This window comes from Rhodopseudomonas palustris, assembly GCF_003226555.1.
GTDB lineage: Bacteria > Pseudomonadota > Alphaproteobacteria > Rhizobiales > Xanthobacteraceae > Rhodopseudomonas > Rhodopseudomonas palustris_I.
Genome location: NZ_QKQS01000010.1, coordinates 26596 through 49431, shown reverse-complemented (window position 1 = coordinate 49431; position 22836 = coordinate 26596). Strand labels below are relative to the sequence as shown.

Here is a 22836-nt window from a genome sequence, read left to right as displayed (position 1 = left end):
GGGTAGTGGTTGGGCAGGCGCCCACAAGGAGATTTGTGCGGGGCTGGATGAGCGACCCAAGGGGAAGGACGTACGAAGCAGATGCGATCACATCGTTCTTCACGCCGATACGGCAGCCGTAGCATCCGAGGGAATGCCAAGAGACATGGCCGGCCGAAGCGGCGGCCGTAGGAGATCTGCCGATCTGGGCGATTGCGGTCGCAACTCGCAACGTTCAATGTGTGAGATTCGCGACCGCAGCCTTGAAGCGAAGCCGAGAGTGGACGTCGAGCTGGCTGACCTCGGTATCCAGAAAATCTCGCACCCCCTGATGAGACCTCACATAGGATCGTGCTGGCAGCTCCACGTATCCATCGCGCACCAGTTGGCGGAATTCGAAAAGGATCTTGCTCCGTGTTGCTTCCGGCGCCATCGAAGCAACTGGAGCTGCAATCGAGATCCGGCGAACCGCAATCCAGGCCTCGCGCGGGGACGTCTCATACGAGCGCTCGAGTAAGGCGAAGGCGTCTGGGCCGAGTCGTCCAGACTGCACTGCTAGGCCAAATAGCACCAGCCAAGCGAAAGAATCTGAAGGAGCGCAGGAGAGGATCTTCTTGGCGCGGCTCGTGAGATCCCCATTCCTGAGATCGAACTCGCCGGCCACTCCGGCACGCAGGGCCGCGTCAGCGAGCGGGATCTCAAGCATAATTAACGCACGTTGTGCGCGAGCGTCGCAGCTACTTAGCGCATGTGCCGATCGGCTTTGCAGAACCGCCGAGCTGAAGGTGTCGTCGAATGTCTTGAAGCGCAAAAGGTGGTCGGCCAGACCTTCAAAGCGATCGATCGCAATAGCTCGGTGAACGTTCGCGACCGCCCATAACACACCAATTGCACCGATTGCGACAGATACGAGCCTGGCGGTCGCACGCCGACGAGCATCTGAACGCATCAGCTTGCTGTCTGCTTGTCTTTGTGGTCTGGCGCGCCGTAATAGTAATAGTGATGGCTGCGATACGCGTATCCCTCCAGACGGCGCATGACGCCTTCGTCCGTCTTATTGAGGACGGCGCCCAGCAATCGCTCCGACAACGAGCGAGAAACGCCAACCGCGCTTCGGACCTCCTCACTCGTGGTCGCGCCCCATTCCACAATGAGGATGAAGGCGTCGAACAGGTGCCCTGCGGCCTTCACATCAACCACGGGAAGAATTGGGGGGAGATCGACGATGACGTACTCGTAATTGCCTGCCGCCGACTTCAGCATCCGCTTCATCGACGGGGAGGTGAGCACGTCTGCGCTGTTGATCGGCTTCATCTCCGTGGCTGATGGTAGAAAGTCGAACTCGTAGACTGGGTCGGTGACCACCACGTCGCTCAGCTGGAGCTGATCGGCGACGAGTTCGAGGAGGCCGCGTTTGTTCTTGTAGCCGAGCGTTCGGCTCAGGGACGGATTGCGCAGGTCTCCGTCAATGAGCAGCGTTCGCGCGCCGCTCTTCGAAAGAAACGCCGCAAAACTAGCGCAGATGGTGGTCTTGCCCTCTCCTGGGCGGGCCGACACGATTCCGATCACACGCCCGCCACCGGGGCTAAGGTCGATAGCAACCTTGATGTGGCGCAAGGCCTCGGCGGTCGCCGAGAATGGCGCGACGTCGTTGATCTTTTCGAAGGCGGCAGAATTCGCTTGGCCCCTCTCGCGATGCCGTCCCGATGCGTTATCCCGCCTGCGCACAAGATATCTCACTGCACGAGAGACCCGGGACGAATTGCTGGCGGCCTGAGAGGAGTATGTCGGATCCGCGAAGGAGGGGATGATGGCAAGGCAGCTGGTGCCCAGAATGCTCTCGAGTTGAGCCCGTGTGTGGATCCGACGGCTCATCCGGTCACGGGCGAAGGCGGCCAAGATCGCCAATGCCAACCCCGTTACGGTCGCGAGCGCCAGGGTCAAATTCGTCTTCGGCGAGCTGCGAACGGCGGGCGGCAATGCGAGGGTGACGACTCTTGCCTCGGTTGAAGGGAATGACTGCTGTTGAACCGACTGAGTGAATCGAGTGAGGAAGGTCTCGTAGATTCCGCGGTAAGTAGTGGCGGCTGTTTCAAGTTCCCGCAAATGAACCTGCGCCTGGCGCGTGCCTGTCGAGGATTGAAAGACCTCGATCATCCGCTTGTCGATCGACTCCTCCTGAGTCTTCGCGATCTGGACTTCGCTCCGGTAGCTTTCAGCGATCCGGCTGATTTCGTCCCAGATGGCTTGCCGAACGTTCGCCATTTCTGATCGAAGATTGCGTGCGGCTTGATGGTCCGGCCCGTAACGAGAGCTCCATTCGGCTTCCTTGCTCTGATTGTCGAGATACTGTTGACGCAGCCGTGTGATTACCGGGTTGCTGAGGGCGTCGGTGACGACTGGGTCGGGAATCTCGGTGCTTCCTTTCTCCTGCCGCAGTTCCAGAACGCGCGTGATCCGTTCGAGCTTGGCTCTGGCCTGACTGGTTTCGGCGCGAGCCTTCGCGAGCGCGATGCCGAGTTGATCGAGCTCCAGGTCGCTCGCGAGCTTGCCATCGCCGTTCACGATGATGGAGTTGCTCGACTTGAAGTCTTGAACCGCACGATATGCGTCGCTGGCTTGCTGCCGGAGTTCTCCGATCCTTTGCTGCAGCCATTCACTCGCGCGTCGAGTAGCCTCGAACTTCGCTTGAATCTGATCCTCGATGTATGCGTCGGCAAAAGCGTTTGCGATGGCTGCCGCTTTCTCTGGGACCAGTGACGTGAAGGAGATTTGCTCGATGTAGGACCGCCCGAGCCGAATGACCCGAAGGTTGTCCTTCACCCTGGAGAGGGCCCGTGCCTCGAGTTCACCGGGCGTGAGCTGGGGCGAAATGGGAGGATCCAATTCCAGAAGTTGATAGAGTCGGCTGCGCAGTCCCGTGCCGGTTCCGATGAATTCGGGATCCTCGTTCAAGCGGAGCTTCCGGATGACTTGCAGGGCGACTTTTTCCGATTTTGTCGTCTCGATCTCGCTCTCGACCGAAGCATCCTCGACCATCCGATTCTCTGTCGCGAATTCAGATTGGGTCCACGTAACGCGCTTGGTGTCGATAATCATGTCGGTCTGCGCGGTGTATCGGGACGGTGCAACTGCCAGATAGGCTAGCGCGAGCACAATGACGAACAAGGTCACCAAACCGATGAAACGCCAATGCCGCGCGACGAAATCGCTGATGTCCAACAGGGAAAGCGAGTCCTTGCCGGCCCCGATACGAGGCAGACTACCGTCTTGCAGAGGTTGACCGGCGAAGTTCATTCTTAAATCCTAAACCGTCATCGGCGTTGACACGGAGCGTGCGACTGACAGGGGCGGCCTAGCGAGTGGCGCTGACCGGATCGCCGGACGTAACCGACTTAGCGGTTCTTGCGGGCCCATCGACGGCGACAATGGCTCGCCCGCCAGACGTAATTTGCGTGAGCAAACTAACCCCGCCGCCGCCTCCAGGGCCCTGAGCAGCACGCGCCGAGCGGTTTGGATTCTTGATGATGACGCTTCCGGTGGAGCTGCTTGCAGAGGCGGCCGCTGCTGCTGTTGCCGCGGTCGAAAGATCGCCAGCGATCGCCGCAAACGTTGTCTGGAATTCACCGTCTGGCAGTGCGGCGACTGCTTGTTGGATCAACATGGCGGCTTGCACGTCTATCGTCGTGCACGCAGTGGCGGCCTGCGCGAGACCGGCCGCGATCGCTGTCTTGAGTCGCGAAGGGGCACCCGCTGCTAACGACACGATCGACTTAGTTAGTGTCGCGTCGCTGGCGACGAGGTCTCGAACCGCCGTCTCCACCGCACGACCATCGGTCGTTGGGTTGAGTAGCGCCGCCGGATTTGATCTGAACTGCGCGATTGCCTGTTCAGACACGGGCGGATTGATGCAGGCGGCCGAGGCCGAGGAGCCGGGGAGAAGAAGTGCTGAAACAGCTCCGAAGACCGCAATGCGACACAGCCGGTTCGCCATCTGACGACTCCAAGGTATTGTTTATCAAAATGAATTTTGTAGTTCTTAGATACATGAAACGGCACCTAGGTTCAATCATGGTCGCCGGTTATAGTTGATTGTGATCAACAGCCTGAGGCCGATGGAGTCCAGTGTGGGTATGAAGGATATTACATTCTCGATGGCGATGCCGGGACCGGCCCGAGAGATCGATGCGGCGATACGTTGAATCCGGCTGTCGGTGTTTGTAGACGAAGGGCTGAAGCGCCGTGACGAGATGGAGCGAGGAGATCGCACAGAGTTTTCATTCAGGAGAGTGTGGGCACTGGTTACCGTTTCTACCGGAAGGGGTGCGGATCTATGCTGTCGGAGATGTGCATGGCCGCGCCGATCTGATGGATCGGCTGTTTCACAAGATCGACCATGACTTGGCGAAGCGCCCCATCGTTCGCCCAATCTGCGTGTTCCTCGGCGACTACGTCGATCGTGGACCAAAGTCTTGCGATGTCATCGACAGCCTCATTCGTAGGGGGAGCGAAAGGGAGTTCGTCTTTCTCCGCGGAAACCATGAGGCCGTCGCGATCAGATCCCTGACCGATGTCGCCATTTTCGAGAATTGGATGCGGCGACTTGGCGGATTAGAGACGTTGGTGTCTTACGGAATTGAGCCGAAGAAGGTGCTTTCCGAGTCCGGCGTTGCTGAACTGCAACTGGTGTTTCGGGAGAGGCTTCCGGACGCCCATCTTCGATTCCTGAACGGGCTGCAGAGCTCGTTCTCTTGCGGAAAGGTCTTCTTCGCCCATGCTGGTGTGAAGCCCGGAGTTGCATTGTCTAGGCAGTCAGAACGCGACCTTCTCTGGATACGGGATGAGTTTCTGTCGTCGACGTTGAATTTCGAAAAACTGGTCGTTCATGGCCACACGCCCGTCCAGCGCATCGACATGCGGTCGAACAGGATCAATATCGATACGGGCGCCTTCGTCACGGGGCATCTGACATGTCTGATCGTGGACCGCGAGGGTCTTTCAGTGCTGGCGACAGGCTAAGCCTCGAGGCGGCTGACGGTCCCGGACTTCAAGTCCAGCAGCTGGTCGATGTGCGAGCGGAATCCTTTGAAGAAAGCCTGTTTGCCGAACCGAGCAGCATGATTTGAGATCTTGCCCGGATCGATCGCCATCTCATCGAGCTGAAGGATAGCCGCGCGGATAGCGTCGATCTCCTGTGATTGAAAAAAAACCCCGGAAAGCCCCGGTGCCACGGTCTCTGTTGCTCCGCCTTTTCCAAAGGCAACAACTGGGCGCCCGGCCGCCATCGCTTCCACTGGGACCATGCCGAAATCTTCCTCACCGGGGAAGATCAGCGCGCGGCAATGACTGTAGTAATCGCGCAGGACTTCGAATGGCTGTGAGCCCATCACGGTCACGTTCGGTCCGGCGATCCTCTTCAATTCGTCGAGCATGTCTCCGCCGCCGATCACGACCAATTTCCGGCCGATCTGGTTGAATGCGTGAACCGCCAGATCGGGTCGCTTATAGGCGACGAGTTCGCCAGCCATCAGGTAATAGTCTCCCAGTTGCGATGTCAGGATCGGCGTGAACGCTGAGGTGTCAACGGGCGGATGAATAATGACAGACTCGCGGCGATAATATCGCTCTATTCGATCGGCGACCGTCGCGGAATTGGCAATGAAGCTGTCGACGCGAGATGCGGCTGAAACGTCCCACATCCGGAGATAGTGAGACATGGGCGGCATCAACAATTGCGTTATTCTGCCGGCACCGCTCCGATAGTCGTGGTACATATTCCAGATGTATCGCATCGGGGTGTGGCAGTAGCAGACGTGAAGTGCATCGGGCGGCGCGATAATCCCCTTGGCGGGCCCGGATTCGCTGCTGATGATCAGGTCGTAACCGCTCAGATCCAATTGCTCAAGGGCCAGTGGCATCAGTGGCAGGTACGACTTGTACATCGATCTGGCACGGGGAAGCGAGTTGATGAATGAAGTCGTCACGCGATGAGCACGAATCCGGTCGCTCACCGCGTCGGGGACGAAGACATGAGTGAAAATGTCAGCCTGCGGGTATAGTTCGCAGAGAGCGTCAATGACCTTCTCGCCGCCTCGCATTCCGACGAACCAGTAGTGTACGATTGCCACTTTCAAGAGAAACGCTCCAGCTATGGCGTTCGGGCTAACGCTCCCGGCGTTGTAGATAATCGACTTGTCCGACTTGACGAAAATCCCATTGGCGCTGACGCATGCGCTCGTCGAGCTTGCGAAGCTTGACGTTCGTCAGAATCTTTCGTGCTTTGTTGACCGCCCGAGTACTCTGCCAAGCCAAGTTCTCCCACCCGCGCACGTCGACTGAGTTCGGTGGCATCGGAATCGAGGTGGGCGAGAAACGTTCAATGATGGGGTAAGGAAAAATCGAATAGATCGGCAGCTGCGTGATCCAGAACGAATCCATAGCCAGATCAACCGTAGCTCGGATGGATCGATAGCTGTCGAGAAAGCGCCGGGCAGCTATGCGTGACATTAGATAGGCTTGGGCGCCAGCGGGGCTGGTGGTGAACCGCACGATAGATCTGTCGTAGAAGAAGCCGAGACGAACGGCCTTGGCGTAGTGTTTTCCGAATAGGCGAACGTACTCGAGCCCGTTGTCGGCGCAGAAGGCGCAAAACTGATCGAGCGGAAAGTCGGTATCAAAGATTACATCGTCCTCGAGCACCAGGATGTAGTCGGCCTGGTTGCGGTCGATGAATTCGCCGAGGATTGCGGCGTGGCTCGAGCAGACGGCAAGTTCGGGAGGCGAAAGATGGCGTCCGAAGTGTCGTCGCAGTTCGGTGCTGTCGTAATGCAAGTTGGGGCACTTCAATGAAGTGTGGGCATCGAAGTACTGCCAGCCCCGCAACGCCTTGCTCAGCATGGCGGTCATCTGGCTCCTGCGCGCTTCGGCAGTCGGCAGGCTCAAGACGACGATTTTGACCGATGGGTTCATTGCCTTTGGCTTCAATTCGAGAGCGGATAGCGCGACCGGAGAAAAGCTGAACCTCAAGAGCTCTCTTCAAGTGTCTTTCTAGGACGCGGCCTTGAGGAGAGATCGTCCGCGCAATTCCATGAACGGAATTGGGTACTGCGGACCAAGAGAGACGCGGCAGGTGCGAGACAGGATGTCGAGCGTCCGGCTGCACATGTCTTCCGAGTAGCGGATGTCCCGTTTTGCCCACTTCCACGGATTCATCCGGTCATCGAAGGTGCGCTGGGTCATGATTGGGCGCCAGTTGGTGTAGACGTGGCGGCCGGTGTCGATCAGCCGGTCGACACCCCGGTTTTTCGCGAACCGCTTGGCATCTTCGGCGGTATTGAGGATCACGGTGAGCCCGGCGGCGTTATCGGGGTCGTTGTGCGGTGAAATCTTGAGCTTATCGGTCTGAGATAAGTGCTTCACCATGATGGGGTAGCGGGACCGCAAGCGCGAAATCAATGGGTCGAGCTTAGGCAGTTGGGCATGAAGGACGGCCCCTGTCAGCTCCGATACCTTGAAGTTCATTCCGATGAAGGGGGCCTCGTTGGATTCGTACGAGTACTCGCGAGTATAGCTTCCCGCATCGTGGAACATGCGGGCGCGGGTGAAGAGGCGGTCATCATTGGTAAGCACCGCTCCTCCCTCGCCAGAATTGAGGTTCTTGAACTGATTGAAGCTATATGCGCCGGCGTCCCCGATTGTGCCGACACGGCGGCCCTTGTACATCAGCCCAACCGCCTGACAGGCGTCTTCAATGATCTTGAGCCTGTGCTCGCGAGCGATCGACACGATTGCGTCCATGTCACACACCAGATTGAGCATGTGAACTGGCATGATCGCTTTAGTGTAAGGGGTGATCTTGCGCTTGATGTCCTCGGGGTCGATCGTCAGGCTCTCGTTGACGTCGACGACGATAGGGATGGCGCCGACCATGAGTGGTGCAATAGCCGTCGCGACCCAGGTGTAGGCGGGAACAAGTACCTCGTCGCCGGGACCGATGCCGGCTGCGGCCAACGCGGAGATCAGGGCGCTCGTTCCGCTGTTCACGGTCAACGCGTGCTTCACGCCCATCTGCTTCTCGAGGTTCTGCTCGAACTGCGTTGTGTAACCTTGCTCGCCGCCACGGTAGCGTAACAGCTGACCGCGAGCGACGACCTTCGTCAATGCGAACCACTCCGAGAATCCAACGCGCGGCATTCGAGGACCTCAATTCGTTACAGCAAGTCAGAGTTGTATCCGTTGTGAGTATCGAAGTAACGGATGATCAGCAAACGATCGAACGAAAGATAGTGAACGGCGAAACGGCTGCACCTGCAAGTAGGGTTGTTGTCCATTTGAGGGGGCGTCATTGGGGATGCGCTGTGCCTACGCGATGGTGTTTGGTTTGTATCGGTCGCCATGACGTTCAAAGTCGAGTCCCGCGGAATGTCGATGAGATGTTGGTTGCGGAATGAGGTGAACAGGGACAGCATGGATCTTCGGTGAAGCGACGCAGCATTGTCCCGCAAATCGCGGGCGGATTGCAAGTTGATAGTGAGAAAGTGTTTCGGGAGATGCGAGTGCTGCCGAGCGTTGTTGATCTAAAAGTCAACAGAGGGCGTATCGACGCTATCCAACTGCTTCGCGCGCTCGCAGCGATTGCCGTGGTGTTTACGCATGCAACGACGCGGATCGGCTATGTGTTTCCGGAGGGAAGGGGTGGTTCAGTTTTGTTTTCCGGCGGCGCAGGTCAATGCAGGGTGGGCGACGCGGGAGTGGACTTATTCTTCGTGATCTCAAGCTTCGTGATGCTTTACGTGCACTGGGATGATTTCAACCGTCCTGGGGCAGTGTCGCGCTTCTTCAGAAAACGGGTTGCCAGAATAGTGCCGTTGTACTGGTTGCTCACGACTGCTGCCGTATCGGTCATGATCCTCGCGCCGGGGATGTTCACAACGCATTATGCGGCACTCGATCCGGGGTGGATCGTCGGGTCCTACATGTTCCTGCCGATTCCCGCACCCGGACGGGGGGTGTCGCCGGTCATTGGGGTGGGGTGGACGCTGAACTACGAGATGTTCTTCTATTTCGCGTTCGGCTTGTCGATAGTGTTGCCGCGTCCGCTGGCGCTACGATTGTTGCTCGCGTCGTTCACTGTTCTGGTCGGGTTGGGAGTCGCTCTGGCTCCGGAGGCCCCTTCGGCTAAGTTCGTGACGAGTTGGCTGCTGCTGGAATTTCTGCTCGGTGGTGGGATCGCCTATTGGCGGCTCACGGGAGGCAAACTTTCCGTCCCGGCCGCATGGGCGGTCGCGACGGCGTCGCTTGCGGTGCTGTCGGCGACCGTCTATTGGACGCCGGACGAAGAGGGGGCTGGCCGGTTTGCGCTCTGGGGAATCCCGGCTGCGGGGATCGTCATTGCCGCGACGGTCTTCGATCTGGGGCAGGGGCGGTGGCGGCGATTGGCAGCGGTGCTCGGCGGTGCATCTTATTCAATCTATTTGTTTCAGGTTTTCGCGCTGCCGATGTGGGGCACCGTGATGTCTCATCTTGGCTTCGGAACTTTGCCATTCGACCTCAATGTGGTGATCTTGACTGTTCTGGTTGTTGCGAGCGGGGTCGTGGGCTGGGCAGTGGTCGAGCGGCCTCTGAGCCGAGCGGTCAAGCCGATCTTGGCTGGGCGGACACACAGCGATCATCCAGTAGGAGAATTGATATCGTGAGGTCGATTGCCGGCAGACGCATCGGGCCGTTCCGCGGCTCACTCGGGTGAGGCAGGACGACCGGGCAATCGCGTCTCGCAGAGCGATGATGACCTGCGCCTCTACCGGCGTGGCGTTTCGGGTTGGATGTCTGGTGGGTGATGGGAGCTGAAGTTCATTCAGAGGCGCCGGTCGGTACGAGAGCCGCTGCGAGCGCCGGTCTGCTGGTGGCTTCGCGTCTGATCACCAGGTGCATCGATCTGATCACGTTGAGTCTACTGGGCCGGCTTCTGACGCCCACCGACTTCGGGGTCGTAGCCATCGCGATGTCCGTGATCGTCATTGTCGAAGCGGTCATGGAGATTCCCATCGGCGTGGCTCTCATCAGAGTGAGAGATCCCACCAAGCGACATTACGACACCGCTTTCACCGTGGGATTGTTGAGGTCTTGCGCCTTGATGGCGATTGTGACGGCTTTGTCGTGGCCGATTGCCGAGTTGTATAAGGATGAACGACTCATAGGGTTGATTGCTGCGCTTGGTACGGCTCCTGCGGTCCGGAGCCTGGGAAGCCCGCGGATCACTGAGTGTACCCGTCGTATGGACTATCGTCCGGTCGTCTTTCTGGAGGCGGCGGGCAAGCTGATGTCGCTCGTGTTGTCGGTCGTGATCGCATGGTGCACGGGGTCGTATTGGGCGATCGCAGTCGGGACGATTGCGACGCCGCTGACAATAGCTGTCGCCAGCCATATTGCGTTCAGATATAGGCCGCGCTTGTCGCTGGCGGAATGGAACGAGTTTTCCGCGTTTGTGCGGTGGTCCACGATCAATCAGCTGGTCGGGGCCATGAACTGGCAGATTGATCAGTTGATTCTGGGGCGGATGGCGAGCCGTCAGGATCTCGGCCGCTTTTCCATGGCATCAAACTTGGCGTCGTTGCCGACCCAGGTGATCGTTGTCCAGCTTCTCAACCCGCTCACCGTGGCGTTTTCATTGATCCGTGACAATCCGGTGCGATTGAAAGATGCGTATCGCGCGAGCGCGGCGATGATTGTCTGCGTTGGTCTTCCCGTCCTGATCGGGCTCGCCCTGGCTGCGGACCCGCTGATCCGATTGGTTTTGGGCGAGAAGTGGGGCGTGATTTCGTCGATCGTGTCGTTCATGGCGTTGTCGATCATTCCATCACTGTTCGTGGCGCCGCTATCGCCGCTACTGATGTCGCTGAACCGGACACACGCGCTGTTTCCGATCGCACTATCGGAATTGCTGTTCAAGATGCCAATTCTGCTCGTCGCGATCTGGCTGTTCGGGATGGAAGGGGCGGTTGCGATGAGAATGCTGACCGCGGTATTCGTGGCAGCGGTTTCAATGCGGGCGGCGCAACAAACCATCGGCTGGGCTGCTTGGAAGCAGGTTGCGGAGCATTGGCGTACAATCGTGGCTGGGGCGTTGATGACGGCGGCCGTTCATCCACTCCTCCGAGACCTGGAGCACGAGCCTAAAATCATTCTGATGGCCACGAACCTCGTGGGGGCGGTTCTGTTGGCCGGGGCCGTCTATACCGTTGCGGTCTTGACACTTTGGCTTCTCGCAGGACGCCCAGCAGGCGCCGAAGCAAAAATCCTGAATCTCGTTCGATCGTTCATCCGATCGTTCATCAGGCGCTAGATCGATCGCCATTGTCGAGGTTCGGTCCGATCAGATCTCGTTTGGTGCTCGTCGCCACAGCTTTCGCGATGCGGATGTCTATGGTGAAATAGCAATACGTCGGAATTCACTGGCGAATGGACAGGATTCTCTTCGGGTGATCGCGTCCGATCAGCAGGTCGAGAAGTCCGATCCAGTTCCCCTTGCAGCGTCCCCGACGATCGATCCACGGTTCGGGCTTGAAGGCACGGGCATGGTTCATCACCAGATTGCGCGCGATCAGTTGAATGCCGGCTTTGACGGACAAAGTCCCTTTCCGCATGAGATACACGGGGTTGACGATCTGGGAATAGCCCAGTCTCACGCCCGCAAGACGTGCGGCTTTGACGCCCTGGTGAACTCCGGCGAACGCGGTGGTCAGTGCGAGGGCTCCTTGGCGGCCGACGCGTGCAGCGAAGTCGATGTCCTCTTGCCAGGCGTACAGCGGCAGGTTCTCGTCGAAACGCTCGGCCCCGATGGCAGCGCTCCGATACACCATGTTGCAGCCGTACAGCCCATCGAGCGAACAGATCACTCTTGCGTCCGGCCTGCCGTTCTTGTCGTGGGCGTCGACAAGCGAGATGGCTTCTTCGTAGGGAATTCCCGCGGTGTTGATTCCATCGGCCAGCAACAGCCCATTCACGGCAACCACTGCGGGATGTCGCCGAAAGAAGTCTTCAATCCCCTGGAGGCAGTAGGCCGATGGCACATAATCATCGTCGAAGAACGCGATGACGTCGGTCGAGTCCAGAAGCAACTCCAGCGCAGCATTGCGCTGCACGGGAAGTCCCGGATTGCAGTAGACAACCTCCGCGCAGGGGGGCATCGAGATCGAGTGTGGAAGGTCCGATGGCTTCACGACCGTAAATACGAACCGAGTTGGCTGGAGCGTCTGTCGTAGAATGTGCTCTTTCCAGCGGCCTAGCTCCTCAGGACGGCCGGTGCTGGCGACGACCACCGCGATCCTAGTCGCTCCCATTCGCCCTCCAACCCGGCATTCGCTGTCTGTCGTCAGCAACGAGCCGAATGACGTCGCAGAGATCCGCGCCGGCTTTCCGCCAAGTAAAATTCGCTGCCTGCGCCGCCGCTTCCACCGAACGTTCCAGCCAAAATGGCGGTGAGGCCGCAAGTGATTTGATCGCTTCGCCCCACTCCCTAGGGTTGCCTGCTGCCGCGTACAGCGCGCCTTGCCCGGCGACCTCGGGAAGTGCACCGCAGGGTGCTACGACGGCCGGACAGCCCAAAGCCATTCCCTCCAAGGGCGGAAGGCCAAAGCCCTCTGTCGTGGATGGAAACCCCACGCATAATGCCGCTTCGTAGAGGGACCGTAGCTCACCGTCCGTCACCGGTCCTGCGAACACGACATTGGCGGGAACATGTGAGTACAGACGTTCAAAGTCGCGACGATCGTGTCCGCCAAACAGGACGAGCTTGATGTCACAAAGCTCCGGGCTGGAGAAAGCATCCAGCAGGACCTTAATATTCTTGTGCGCCTGGGTGGAAGACAGCGCGACAACAAAGCGCCGACGTTCAAGCGAGAGGCGATTGATGATCTCGGGTGCGCGTGGATACTGCAGGACGTGATCGACGCCGTTATGGATCACCGAGATGCGCTCCGCGTCTGTGACGCCGGCTCGCACCAATTGCTCGGCGGAGAAGTGGGACACTGTCAGAATGCGACGATGCCTCCGGCCGATGAGCGGCAGGATGGTCTTATACCACGTCCGGAAAGCGACCGAGTAGGATTGCGGCGTGATAAAGACTTGCGCATCATGGATCATGGTGATCGCATTGCGGAGTCCGACCGGCCCAAGATTGCACAGGTTGAGAAGCAGATCCGAGCGTGCGGCGCGGGGGAGGTCCATTTGCTCCCACAGTTGCCCGCGTAGGCGGCCGTAGCGCTCAACCTGAACGCCGTGGGTCCCTTCTGATGCGGATCTGGGGGCGACAATCGCAGGTGAGGAGCGAAATACTCCGTCCAGGATGTCGTGGTTCAGAACGATCTGGCGAATGAGTTGATCCGCGACCCTGTGGACGCCTGTAGGTCGCGCTGTCAGGAACTTCCCGTTGATCGTCAGTCGACGAAAGAGCAATGGGTTCACCTAATGCGATCTCCAGAGCGCCTCTTGCGTCCTGGGCCAACTATCGATCTGCCGACGACGCCTGATAGTGTCAAGACAACTGTAGGGGGATTGAGATCGCCGGTGCTTGTTTGTTTGGGACAATGGTAAATTCATGAGCATTCTTAATGACTCAGGCGTAGCGGTGTCGATCAGCGGTCTGGCGTGGGGGGCTTGAATTGGTAGGCGTGCGTCCATTTTGGCGCCCGACAAGGCTCCTGGTCGGAGCGACCTGCAGCCTGTCTTGTTAGCGTAGCTGGGACAGCGCCATTTGCGTACGTGGTCGAATGCCGCGTTTGGACGGTCGGGGCGATCCGATCAGAGGGGAGGGACGCGCCGCTCAGTGGCCTGACGGATATTGCCGCTTAGAGTGAGGCGTTGACAGATTTGAGCAAAGCGAGAAACTTTGGTGCGGCCTGAGGCGTGAACGAGCTCCGGCCGCCGACAGTGACAGAAGGGCGCCGGGCACCACCATGACGATCGAAGTCATCGGACTGATCACGCTTGCTCTCGGCGTGATCTGCCTCTTCCGGCCCGTGTCGTTCATCATTCATGCGTTCGTATGCTCGATCTTGCTTGGAGCGGCCGCGGCCTTCACGCTGCCAAGCCTGGGCGGCACCAACGTAACCCCATCACATTTGTTGTTGGGGTTTCTGACGATCCGGATTCTGGCTGAGCCGGGATGCCGGGGAAGAGTGTCCGATGCTCTGGCGATAGGAACGCCCGGATTCTGGCTCGCCTTGATCGTCGTGGACTGCCTGGTCTCTGCCTATTTCATGCCCAGGCTGTTTGCCGGGGACACGTTCGTCTATCCCGTGCGAACGACTGGCTACATGGTGGTTCTACAGCCGGCGACCTCGAACTTCACGCAATCCGTGTATCTTGTCGGAGATCTGGTCTGCTTTGTTCTGATCTGGGCGTACGCGGCGTCCTATGAGGGAAGAAGTCAGTTGGGGAGTGCCGCGATATTGTGCGTCACCGCCAATCTGGCCTTCGCGGTCGTCGATCTCGTCACCTATTACTCGAATACCACCGAGATTCTGTCGTTCATCCGGAATGCATCCTATGGTCTTCTGACGGAGGTGGAGCTTGCCGGTTCGAAGCGGGTAGTCGGATCGTTTACCGAAGCGTCCGCATTTGGGTCGATGACGATCGCGTTCTTCGCATTCACATTTCAGCTATGGCTCTGCGGAGTCTACCGACGATTGTCGCTCGTGCTCGCTGTTCTGTCCCTCGGCGCGGCGCTTCTTTCGAAATCGTCGACGGCCTATGTCGGGCTCGCCGTGGTGTTGGGCATCTTTTATTTCCAGATCGTCTCGGCGTCGATCTCTGGCGCCTTGCGAATTGAATCGATGGTTCTATTGGCTGGCGCGCCGTTTGTCGTTGCTTTCATTGTTCTGGGAATTCTCGCCGACGAACGTGCGTCGAGCTATGTGGCGGAGATTCTGAACGAGCTGGTTCTGAACAAACTGTCGAGTTCTTCGGGCATCGAGAGATCCCTTTGGAACAGACAAGGGCTTCAGAATTTCTTTGATACGTTCGGATTTGGCGTTGGGAATGGCAGTATGCGTGCATCGAGTTTCCCGATCGCGGTGCTTGCCAGCCTGGGGATTGTCGGAAGCGTCCTGTTCGTCGGGTTTTTACTCTCGGTCTTTCTGGAGCGAGACGAAAACGGCGTGGATGCGAAGGACGATGGATATAGAAAGGCAGCCAAGGTCACCTGTGCGGCGATGCTTGTGACGCAGGTGCTGGCTGGTGCTCTGACCGACCTTGGGTTGCCGTTCTTCATTTTCGCGGCTCTGGCTTGCGCCAAGCGCGATGCGCGATCGGTCGTCAGGTCGAATGCGAGCTTGGCGCTCGAGCCGGCCCTCGGTGTTCTTGCGGCCGCGCGCCGTTCCGATGGACGCGGATTATAGCATGGTCTGTCGTATCCGATCGGCAAGACGAACCGCAAAGGCCACGATCATCAGAGTTGGATTGGCGTGGCCACTCGTCGGAAAGACCGAGCTTCCGGCGACATAAAGGTTACGTACGCCATGCACTTGGCAATGTTCATCGACAACCCCTGATCGCGCTGAGGCAGACATCCGGGTCGTGCCCATGCTGTGAGCCATGTCGATGATCACCGCGTCGTTGTACGTGCCCTCTACCACCCACGGTTCCAGAATTGGCTTCGGGAGCTGAGCTTGGGCGAAAGCCGACTCTACGATGTGCCCGAGCCGCATGATCGTCCGGCGCTCGTCTGCGTTGATCCTCCAATTGACCCGTGGAAGCGGGAGGCCCAGCCTGTCCGTCGTCTCTGACAACGTGATGCGGCTGTCCGGATCAGGCCTTTGTTCAGATATCGCGTCGATCCAGACGTCGGTCACCTTGTGGGGAACGCCGCGACTGAGAAAGTCGTCCGCGGCCACATTCGGCATGTACCTAATGGCGGCCTGAACGACGAAATCCTTGACCGCGAGGGGCAGTCGGTCGCTGGATATCAGCTTCATGGCGGCGCCCTTGCCGAGGAGTCCGGCACCAGCGACGGCCCGCATGATATCCTTGACCTGTCGTTTGCTCTTCCCGGTAAGGAGCCGCTTGACGGCGTCCCAAGGGTCGTCCGCCGCGTGCTCCGGCATGAAATAGATCGCCGAATTCAAGAGATGCTCGCGCTCCTGAATCTCGGGGGTGATCGCGAGGCCATGCATGTACATGGAGGTACCGCGGCGATTGCGTAGGCCGTAGAACCCAAACCGCCGCATAATCCGGTTTGCGTTCGGTCCGCCGAACCTGGCTATTCGTGCCCCAGCGTGGTCCATTAGAAAACGGCCCACCAGATCGTACTGATTTCCAACGCCGTTGGCATGAACCATGTTGGATGCGAGCAGAAGGCGGGCGTTTTCGATGCCGCCACCGGCAATCACTGCAGCCCTTGCGTGCACCGTGTGACGCTGTCCGTCGGTTGTCGCAATCTCCACGCCGCGAAACGCATCTCCCTCCTGGGTCAGATCGATGCGTGTCGCTGTAGCGTTGAGCAGAATCCGAACGTTGTCGCCGTCCAACCTTAAAAAGTCCGCCCCGAACCGCATGATATCGAGCGGATCGATCCGGGATCGCGAGAACTGCCAAAAGAACGAGCGAAGTCCCTGCGCGGTGAGCTGGGGTTCAGGAGGTGAGATGCCGAGAAGCGTCCAAAGGGTGTCGTCGTAACGGTTCGGTCCGAGGTTCAGGATGTCGGCCGCTCGTTCCAGAAACGGATCGAGGCAGGATCGCTCGATCGGCCAGCCGGACTGCGGGACCCACGCTCGTTCCTCAAAATCGATGCCATCGAAGGCAGCTGATTTGCCAGCCCAAGCATGCGTCGAGCCGCCGAGCGCTCGACAACGGACGCCGTAAGGCTGCCGGTCCTGGGCCCAGGACCGGCTATTGGCTCCGTGAAACGCTATCCTCTTCTCGATCTGCTGTGGGGCGCTCGGCTCGCCGATGCTCTCCAGCGTCGAAAGCTCGGTTGCTTCGGGTGCCTCTTCAAGCAATCCGCTCTCGACGATCAGGATGCGTAGCGGAGCACGTCGCAACTCGCGTGCCACCGAGAGGCCCGCCGGGCCACCTCCGACAATGACGAGGTCGGCCTCAAAATGAGTTTCGGCGCTGAAGTGAGCAAGGTTCTCGACATGCATTTGTCCAGCCTATCAGTCCGGTCTGATGCCGGAAATCTCTTTCATGCCGGGTTGTTCGCATAGACACTCATCCGTTCAGGCAAGATGCCTTGCGGACGGAGAGGGGACGCTCGGCAATCGCCGCGGCGATGCAGAGTGACCGGACACATTGAGCCGTGTTTGACCAGATACGAGCAGCTCCTGTTCAGCCCTATCGCGACCGGTACATCGATGATGGTCCGATCTGCATCCGGTGTCATGGCAGCCTTGCCACACGAACGTCCCTGATCAGAAATTCGCTAGGCGAAGCAATTGCATTGATCCGAAAGTGCCAGCCCCACTGACCGACGAAGTTCGCGTCGTCGATCGTCCACGTCAATTGCTGCCAGTCTGACGCGCTCGGTATCTCGCGATACGGAGCGCTGACGTAGCCTCTCTGGGACTCATAGTCCAAACTGAATCCCGCCGTCGGACTTCCGGGGAGCCGCTTCACCGCTATTGTGATCTGCAATCGACGGGTACCCCACGGAACGAACTGCGGAGACACAGAGAAATAGGCGTAGTGACCTTCGTTGTTCGCGACCGAAAAATCGAGCCGCCTTGACGCAGCCCCCTCGTCCTCGAACACTTTGGTGGTCTGCGGATTGATCTGCTTCACGCCGCTGCCGCGATTGGTCTCGCGAAGAGAGAGCGTGACGGCATTGGCGCCCGAATAATCGCTATCTTGCTGGATCGGCAGGTTATGGCTTCTCTTCGCCTGCTCCACGATCGCGTCGGGGAGCCTCGAAAGGAACACCGGGGCGGATGACAGGCTGACGGGCCGGCGTGCATTCAGGGGGGCCTCCGAGCCGTCGGTACGCGTGACCAGGACCGGCGCCTCGAAGGTCATTTCCGCGGCCTTTTCCGAGCTGTTCCAAGCGGCCATTACGAAACCTTGTCGGCCCTCGAAGACAAAGCCGAGACCGTCAGCGCCCGCTCTTACCGATCCAATATATGTCGGGCGATCGCCCAGTAGACGGATCAACGTCGCAAGTGCGACAAACGAGGGGCGCGGTGAATAGTCCGTTCGGAGCAATCCGTGGTCTGCCTGATCGTGATAGGCAGGCCCCCGCGCTTCGAACCAGAAGATCTTTTCGAAACCGGACGCGAGCCCCAGGATGTAGGCTTTTGTCAGCAATCGCGACTGGGTTGCTTCGGACTGTGGCTCGGTCGTCGCGACTGCACCGACTTCCGATATCCAGAGCGGGAGCGTATCGTCGAGCTTGTGGGAGGCGAGCATCCGACGCAGCGTCGATGCCATCGCCATGAACTCAGTCTCTCCTCCGGCTTCGATCAGGTCCAGCTTCTCGTAGGGGTGGACGCAGATAAAGTCGAAATGACCGGCCGCGCCCGCTTCGATCGCGCGCTGCAGAAAGCCGACGTCGAAGTTTGCCACGCTGAGCCCGATCCTTGCCGAGGGATCGATCCGCTTTGCAGCAATCGACGCTTCCCTGACCAGCTCCGCGTAGATGGACGGGTTTCCGTTGATGGCGAAACTGCCGTTGAACTCGTTCCAGATCTCCCAGTTCTTCACCGTTCCATGATAGCGCTCAACGATAGCGCCGACATAGTCTCTCCAGTATTGGATGTCCTTGATCGGAAAGGCGCGCGTGCTGCCGTCGGCGGAAGCCCAGGGGGGCAAATAGGCGAGAGGATACAGAAGGCTGATGCGGTTGGCTGCCGCATCGCCGATCAGTCGATCCGACGGGGCCCAGTTCCATGTGCCTCGGTTTGGCTGAACTGTCTGCCATTCCTGAAAGGCCCGCAGCCATTTCACGCCGGCCCCTGCCAGGATCGGATTGAAGCGCCGGTGATCATCGAGCCATTCGGCGCCGGTGGCGACGCCCCAAGGGCTGATCGTCTGCTCTGAGTGGTCTCTGGTCGCACCCGAAGCGAAGCTGCTGCGTTGATCAAATACCGCGGTCCCTGCCATCACGCTGAGCGTCACGGCGGCGAGCGTCAACCGGCGCTTCCGAGTGCGGAGCTGCCCAAGAATGGATGATGGACGCTCAAGACGAGTGCCGTCGATCGCCATTCTGGCTTGCCTCACCCCATCACATTGTCAACGCATTGGCTCGGGCGCGTCCGAGCAGGAGCCGCAATTGTGGCAGGGCGTTCATCTTCTCATGCATCCGCCCTTGCGGGAGCGCTCTGGGGGAGTACGGTGGTTCGGCGAGTGATCCGCAGATAGTGCCTTTCGAGAGCCGAGACCAGAGATTTCAGTTGCTGAGCGGGGCGCTCTACAAAGTGCCAGGACATGGCTGCCAGGATCGCCGCCATCGGCACGCACACCAGAATATTGATCCACCAGACACGTCCGGCCGGGATAGTGGCTGCGAATGTCTGTTGGATCACGAAGCCGTATAGGTAGATCCCGTAGGAGTAATCGCGATCGCGAACGATTGCGAGGCGCCGCGGCGTGGTTAGGCCGAGGAAAATCGCGACGTAAGGAACGACCAACGCGCCGAAATATTCACCGCCATAACGGGAGTACATCCCGAGCAGAGCAACTGCTGTGGCGCACCAAAATACCGACCAGCGCCATGGGATCTGGTAACGGTAGTAATAGAGCGACAGGCCGACGAGTCCGGAGATCATCAGGGCAAGCCCCGGCACATTTCCGTTGAATGGCTCATATTGCCATCCGTGCCACCACAGACGGGCGAAAAAGTGAAACACGACAAGAACAATGACAGACAAGGGGCCCAAGATTCGATATCGCTGAACGCCCGCTAGAGCCAGAACGCCGATCGCGCCGTAGGTGTACAGCTCGTAGGGGACAGTCCAGAGCTGAGCGTTTACAGTGTCGGGCTTCGGATTGTCGTGGAATACTCCTGGAAGCAGATAGTGGATCTCGCCAATTGCGTTGAGCAGGTAGAGAAAGAACAGTTGGTCTGTGAAATAGTCTCTCAATGCCAACGTCGTGAGCATTGGGCCGATAAGAAAAGCAGACAGAACGACCTCGACGGCAAGTGCAGGAAATATTCTGATCGCCCGAAGTCCGAAAAATTTGATGAGCGTCTTGCAGCGGTCCAGGCTTGCGGCGACCAGAAATCCGCTGACGCCGAAGAACATCGGAAGAACCGATCTGAGAAATGGCCGTGCGGGAGTGTCCCACATTGCAGCATCCGCGGCTTGGCCATAGCTCGTCAGCACGCTGTGCGTCGCGATCACCGAGATGGCGAGCGAGATCTTCATGTAATCGAAGCCGGACGGTCGGCCGGCGCTTGCATCAAGGCGATCTCCGAGCGATTGCAATGACATCGTGCGATAACCAATGATCGTTGACGAAGATGCATTCGGTGTTGAACAGTTCGACGTTCAACGTACTTTCAGAAATTTCTTGATCGATTAGCGCTTAACTGCATCGAAGTGAGCGACGGCGCATCGAGAAGTATCATTGTGGGTTTTGTGGAAAGTTTCAAGTGCGAGTTGTTCTCTTGCCGAAATGAGGCTCGCGGTCTTGTTCATTATTGAGATGTCGCGAAGTAGCGAAGTGCTCATGTTGCAAGGGGTTCTTGGCGTGGATCATGTTCTGTCTGGATGTCGGCCGAGGGGGCTCCAGAGGGTGTATCAGGAGCGAGGGAGGGGGGCGTGTTGACGTATGTGTCAACACGCGTGGATCGGTGCGGTCGTCGTTAGCAGCAGGTGAGACCAATAAGGACAATAAAGATCAGGCTCGCGTGAACCGTGTGCGTTAGCTCTTCCACATATGGATAAGACGAGAGTAAGCTGATGCAATCTGCGGGGGCAGATTGCGGTGAGCCGGTCGCGGGAGAGAGTGTTCATGGCGAGTACCGTGATTATCCAGAAAGAGGCTGATAGTGGTCCTGTCGCGCAATGCACTATTCCGGAGATCCTGGCGCGGATTGCCAGACAGTCTCCGGAGACGATTGCGGTCGCTTCTAAGCGTGGACAGATCAGTTTCGCGGAGTTTGATTGCCGGTCGAACCAATTGGCGCGGTTGCTCGTCAAACGAGGTGTGAAGGTCGGCGCAATTGTTGTCCTGCTCTCGGGGCGCTCGATTGATACGTTGATCGCCATGACTGCTGTCTTGAAGGCGGGTGGGGTCTATATGCCCGTCGATGTCGGGCTAGGACTGGAAGCAATCAGTAGCGCCATCCAGGATGCGCAGCCCGTGCTTGCGCTGACAGAGCATCAATCGGTTCCGATTGAAGGAGTAGAGCAGCGCCGATTGAGTGATGAATTGGAGGCCTGTCGGCATGAGCCGGTAGATCCGCTGCCTCTCGACCTGACTTCATCCTTGCCGGCGTATGTGATGTTCACATCGGGGTCGACCGGGCGGCCGAAAGGCGTGGTGGTGCCGCATCGGGCTGTCGTCAGGCTGGTCGTCGATACGGACTTCATGACGCTGTCGCCTGCGACCGTGATGCTGCATGCGGCGCCGTTGGCGTTCGACGCCTCGACGTTGGAGATTTGGGGGCCGTTGCTGAACGGCGGGCAGATCGTCATTGTCGAAGATGCGGTGCTGTCGGTCGATCGGATCGCCGAGACGCTCGGAGGTTTCTCCGTCAACACGGCCTGGCTCACAGCCGGTCTTTTCCATCTGATGGTGGACGAGCGGCCCGAGGCGCTGTCGGGCCTCACGACTCTACTGGCCGGCGGCGACGTTCTTTCGCCGGCGCACGTTCGACGTGCGATGGCGCTGTTGCCGGAATGCACGATCGTCAACGGGTACGGCCCCACCGAGAATACGACGTTCACGTGCTGCTATTCGATCCCGCGCACCGGCTGGGGCGATGGGGCGGTCCCGATCGGCTTTCCAATTGCGGGCACGAGTGTCCACATTTTATCGGAGACGCTGGAACCCGTTCCGGACGGTGAAGAAGGTCAGCTGTGCGCGGGCGGGATTGGGCTGGCGCTGGGCTATCTCAATCGCCCCGAGCTGACAGCGGAGAAGTTCGTGGTCGATCCGTTGTCGGATGATCCTGCGGCTCGTCTTTATCTCACCGGGGATTACGTCCGTCGTCGGAGCGACGGTGCGATCGAGTTTCGTGGTCGCCGGGACCGTCAAGTGAAGATCAACGGCGTGCGTATTGAGCTCGACGGGGTGGAACAGGCACTCCGGCAGGATCAAGCCGTCGCCGACGCGGCTGTGGTTCTGTCCTCGGATCGGGGCGACGCGAAACGGATTGTCGCTTTCTTGAAGCCGCTGTCAGGCGACGTGGTCGGTGATCTCGAAGCCGGCGTCATCCGCAGGCTCAAGGCGCAATTTCCCGCCCAGGCGATCCCATCATCGATCAAGATCGTGGATGAGTTGCCGCTCAACAAGAACGGCAAGATCGACAGAGCGAAGCTGTTGAGCGACCTGATCGCGGCGGAGCAGCTGGGCGTCGGTCATGAGGACGAGGACTTTTCCGGCGATAGTGTCGGATCGGTCGTTGCGGACATCTGGAGCGCATTGCTGGGCAAGTCGGTCGATGCCAGGGCGAACCTGTTCGATCTTGGCGCGACCTCGCTCCAGATGATCGCCGCGCACGAGCGCATTCAGGCGGCGACTGGGCTTCGGTTTCCAGTAACCGATCTGTTCGCGCATCCCAGCATCTCCGAATTCCAGGCTTGTTTGGATGGAGCGTCGCATCGGTCGCTCGCCATTGCCGGAGCGGCGCGTGGCCGCCGGCAGAGACGTGCGATGAATGCGGCGCATGGGGCGATTAGCGTTTGGAGCCATCACGCATAG

The 22836-nt window shown here is 58.9% G+C and carries 16 protein-coding genes; 5 read left to right on the top strand and 11 right to left on the bottom strand.

From position 1 onward, the window contains the following. Window positions 1-214: 214 nt before the first annotated feature. Genes DNX69_RS06425 through DNX69_RS06415 form a run of 3 tightly spaced genes read right to left on the bottom strand, consistent with a single transcriptional unit; the run spans window position 215 to window position 3973 of the window. Window positions 215-928: a hypothetical protein gene (locus DNX69_RS06425; protein WP_110785195.1), complete on the bottom strand. Its 714-nt coding sequence runs from the start codon at window positions 926-928 to the stop codon at window positions 215-217. Further along, window positions 928-3276 carry a polysaccharide biosynthesis tyrosine autokinase gene (locus DNX69_RS06420; RefSeq protein WP_110785194.1) on the bottom strand — a complete coding sequence of 783 codons (2349 nt, stop codon included), beginning with the start codon at window positions 3274-3276 and terminating at the stop codon, window positions 928-930. The genes DNX69_RS06425 and DNX69_RS06420 overlap by 1 nt, the downstream gene beginning before the upstream one ends. A gap of 58 nt (window positions 3277-3334) precedes the next feature. After that, window positions 3335-3973, bottom strand: coding sequence for a hypothetical protein (locus DNX69_RS06415; protein WP_110785193.1), 639 nt, complete (start codon window positions 3971-3973; stop codon window positions 3335-3337). A 248-nt stretch (window positions 3974-4221) separates the two neighbouring features. Between DNX69_RS06415 and DNX69_RS06410 the strand changes: the two genes are divergently transcribed. Further along, complete coding sequence (locus tag DNX69_RS06410) at window positions 4222-4998, top strand: metallophosphoesterase family protein (RefSeq protein WP_110785192.1); 777 nt, start codon at window positions 4222-4224, stop codon at window positions 4996-4998. On the opposite strand, the gene DNX69_RS06405 is transcribed toward DNX69_RS06410, so the two are convergent. The 3 genes from DNX69_RS06405 to DNX69_RS06395 all read right to left on the bottom strand — a co-directional run bounded on the left by DNX69_RS06405 (window position 4995) and on the right by DNX69_RS06395 (window position 8172). Continuing rightward, window positions 4995-6113 (bottom strand): glycosyltransferase, encoded by a 1119-nt coding sequence (locus DNX69_RS06405; RefSeq protein ID WP_110785191.1) that lies wholly within the window; start codon window positions 6111-6113, stop codon window positions 4995-4997. The genes DNX69_RS06410 and DNX69_RS06405 overlap by 4 nt on opposite strands. Before the next feature lie 28 nt (window positions 6114-6141). After that, window positions 6142-6948: a glycosyltransferase family 25 protein gene (locus tag DNX69_RS06400; protein WP_110785190.1), complete on the bottom strand. Its 807-nt coding sequence runs from the start codon at window positions 6946-6948 to the stop codon at window positions 6142-6144. A gap of 78 nt (window positions 6949-7026) precedes the next feature. Next, window positions 7027-8172, bottom strand: coding sequence for a DegT/DnrJ/EryC1/StrS family aminotransferase (locus DNX69_RS06395; protein ID WP_110785189.1), 1146 nt, complete (start codon window positions 8170-8172; stop codon window positions 7027-7029). Between the two features lie 284 nt (window positions 8173-8456). Between DNX69_RS06395 and DNX69_RS06390 the strand changes: the two genes are divergently transcribed. Further along, window positions 8457-9674 (top strand): acyltransferase family protein, encoded by a 1218-nt coding sequence (locus DNX69_RS06390; protein WP_234826879.1) that lies wholly within the window; start codon window positions 8457-8459, stop codon window positions 9672-9674. A gap of 140 nt (window positions 9675-9814) precedes the next feature. Further along, window positions 9815-11320, top strand: coding sequence for a lipopolysaccharide biosynthesis protein (locus DNX69_RS06385; RefSeq protein WP_110785188.1), 1506 nt, complete (start codon window positions 9815-9817; stop codon window positions 11318-11320). Between the two features lie 106 nt (window positions 11321-11426). Here the strand turns inward: DNX69_RS06385 and DNX69_RS06380 are convergent, their stop codons facing one another. Together DNX69_RS06380 and DNX69_RS06375 are read right to left on the bottom strand one after the other, a co-directional pair. After that, the gene (locus tag DNX69_RS06380; protein WP_234826878.1) at window positions 11427-12119 is read right to left on the bottom strand and encodes a glycosyltransferase family 2 protein; all 693 of its coding nucleotides are present in this window, start codon (window positions 12117-12119) and stop codon (window positions 11427-11429) included. A 184-nt stretch (window positions 12120-12303) separates the two neighbouring features. Further along, window positions 12304-13440, bottom strand: coding sequence for a glycosyltransferase family 4 protein (locus tag DNX69_RS06375; protein ID WP_110785186.1), 1137 nt, complete (start codon window positions 13438-13440; stop codon window positions 12304-12306). 491 nt (window positions 13441-13931) lie between these two features. Between DNX69_RS06375 and DNX69_RS06370 the strand changes: the two genes are divergently transcribed. Then, on the top strand, window positions 13932-15374 hold the full coding sequence (locus DNX69_RS06370; RefSeq protein ID WP_110785185.1) for a hypothetical protein: 1443 nt from the start codon (window positions 13932-13934) through the stop codon (window positions 15372-15374). On the opposite strand, the gene DNX69_RS06365 is transcribed toward DNX69_RS06370, so the two are convergent. The 3 genes from DNX69_RS06365 to DNX69_RS06355 form a co-directional block, all read right to left on the bottom strand. Next, the gene (locus tag DNX69_RS06365) at window positions 15369-17117 is read right to left on the bottom strand and encodes a GMC oxidoreductase (protein ID WP_110785184.1); all 1749 of its coding nucleotides are present in this window, start codon (window positions 17115-17117) and stop codon (window positions 15369-15371) included. The genes DNX69_RS06370 and DNX69_RS06365 overlap by 6 nt on opposite strands. A 235-nt stretch (window positions 17118-17352) precedes the next feature. Then, on the bottom strand, window positions 17353-19170 hold the full coding sequence (locus DNX69_RS06360; protein WP_110785183.1) for a glycosyl hydrolase: 1818 nt from the start codon (window positions 19168-19170) through the stop codon (window positions 17353-17355). A gap of 89 nt (window positions 19171-19259) precedes the next feature. After that, on the bottom strand, window positions 19260-20399 hold the full coding sequence (locus DNX69_RS06355) for an acyltransferase family protein (RefSeq protein ID WP_110785182.1): 1140 nt from the start codon (window positions 20397-20399) through the stop codon (window positions 19260-19262). Between the two features lie 523 nt (window positions 20400-20922). Here DNX69_RS06355 and DNX69_RS06350 point away from each other — a divergent pair. After that, window positions 20923-22836 carry a non-ribosomal peptide synthetase gene (locus DNX69_RS06350; RefSeq protein WP_110785181.1) on the top strand — a complete coding sequence of 638 codons (1914 nt, stop codon included), beginning with the start codon at window positions 20923-20925 and terminating at the stop codon, window positions 22834-22836.

Excerpts from the sequence above, each read along its gene's own strand:
- DNX69_RS06425 (WP_110785195.1), bottom strand. The coding sequence starts at position 928 with ATGCGTTCAGATGCTCGTCGGCGTGCGACCGCCAGGCTCGTATCTGTC.
- DNX69_RS06420 (WP_110785194.1), bottom strand. The coding sequence starts at position 3,276 with ATGAACTTCGCCGGTCAACCTCTGCAAGACGGTAGTCTGCCTCGTATC.
- DNX69_RS06415 (WP_110785193.1), bottom strand. The coding sequence starts at position 3,973 with ATGGCGAACCGGCTGTGTCGCATTGCGGTCTTCGGAGCTGTTTCAGCA.
- DNX69_RS06400 (WP_110785190.1), bottom strand. The coding sequence starts at position 6,948 with ATGAACCCATCGGTCAAAATCGTCGTCTTGAGCCTGCCGACTGCCGAA.
- DNX69_RS06395 (WP_110785189.1), bottom strand. The coding sequence starts at position 8,172 with ATGCCGCGCGTTGGATTCTCGGAGTGGTTCGCATTGACGAAGGTCGTC.
- DNX69_RS06385 (WP_110785188.1), top strand. The coding sequence starts at position 9,815 with ATGGGAGCTGAAGTTCATTCAGAGGCGCCGGTCGGTACGAGAGCCGCT.
- DNX69_RS06370 (WP_110785185.1), top strand. The coding sequence starts at position 13,932 with ATGACGATCGAAGTCATCGGACTGATCACGCTTGCTCTCGGCGTGATC.
- DNX69_RS06365 (WP_110785184.1), bottom strand. The coding sequence starts at position 17,117 with ATGCATGTCGAGAACCTTGCTCACTTCAGCGCCGAAACTCATTTTGAG.
- DNX69_RS06360 (WP_110785183.1), bottom strand. The coding sequence starts at position 19,170 with ATGGCGATCGACGGCACTCGTCTTGAGCGTCCATCATCCATTCTTGGG.
- DNX69_RS06355 (WP_110785182.1), bottom strand. The coding sequence starts at position 20,399 with ATGTCATTGCAATCGCTCGGAGATCGCCTTGATGCAAGCGCCGGCCGA.
- DNX69_RS06350 (WP_110785181.1), top strand. The coding sequence starts at position 20,923 with ATGGCGAGTACCGTGATTATCCAGAAAGAGGCTGATAGTGGTCCTGTC.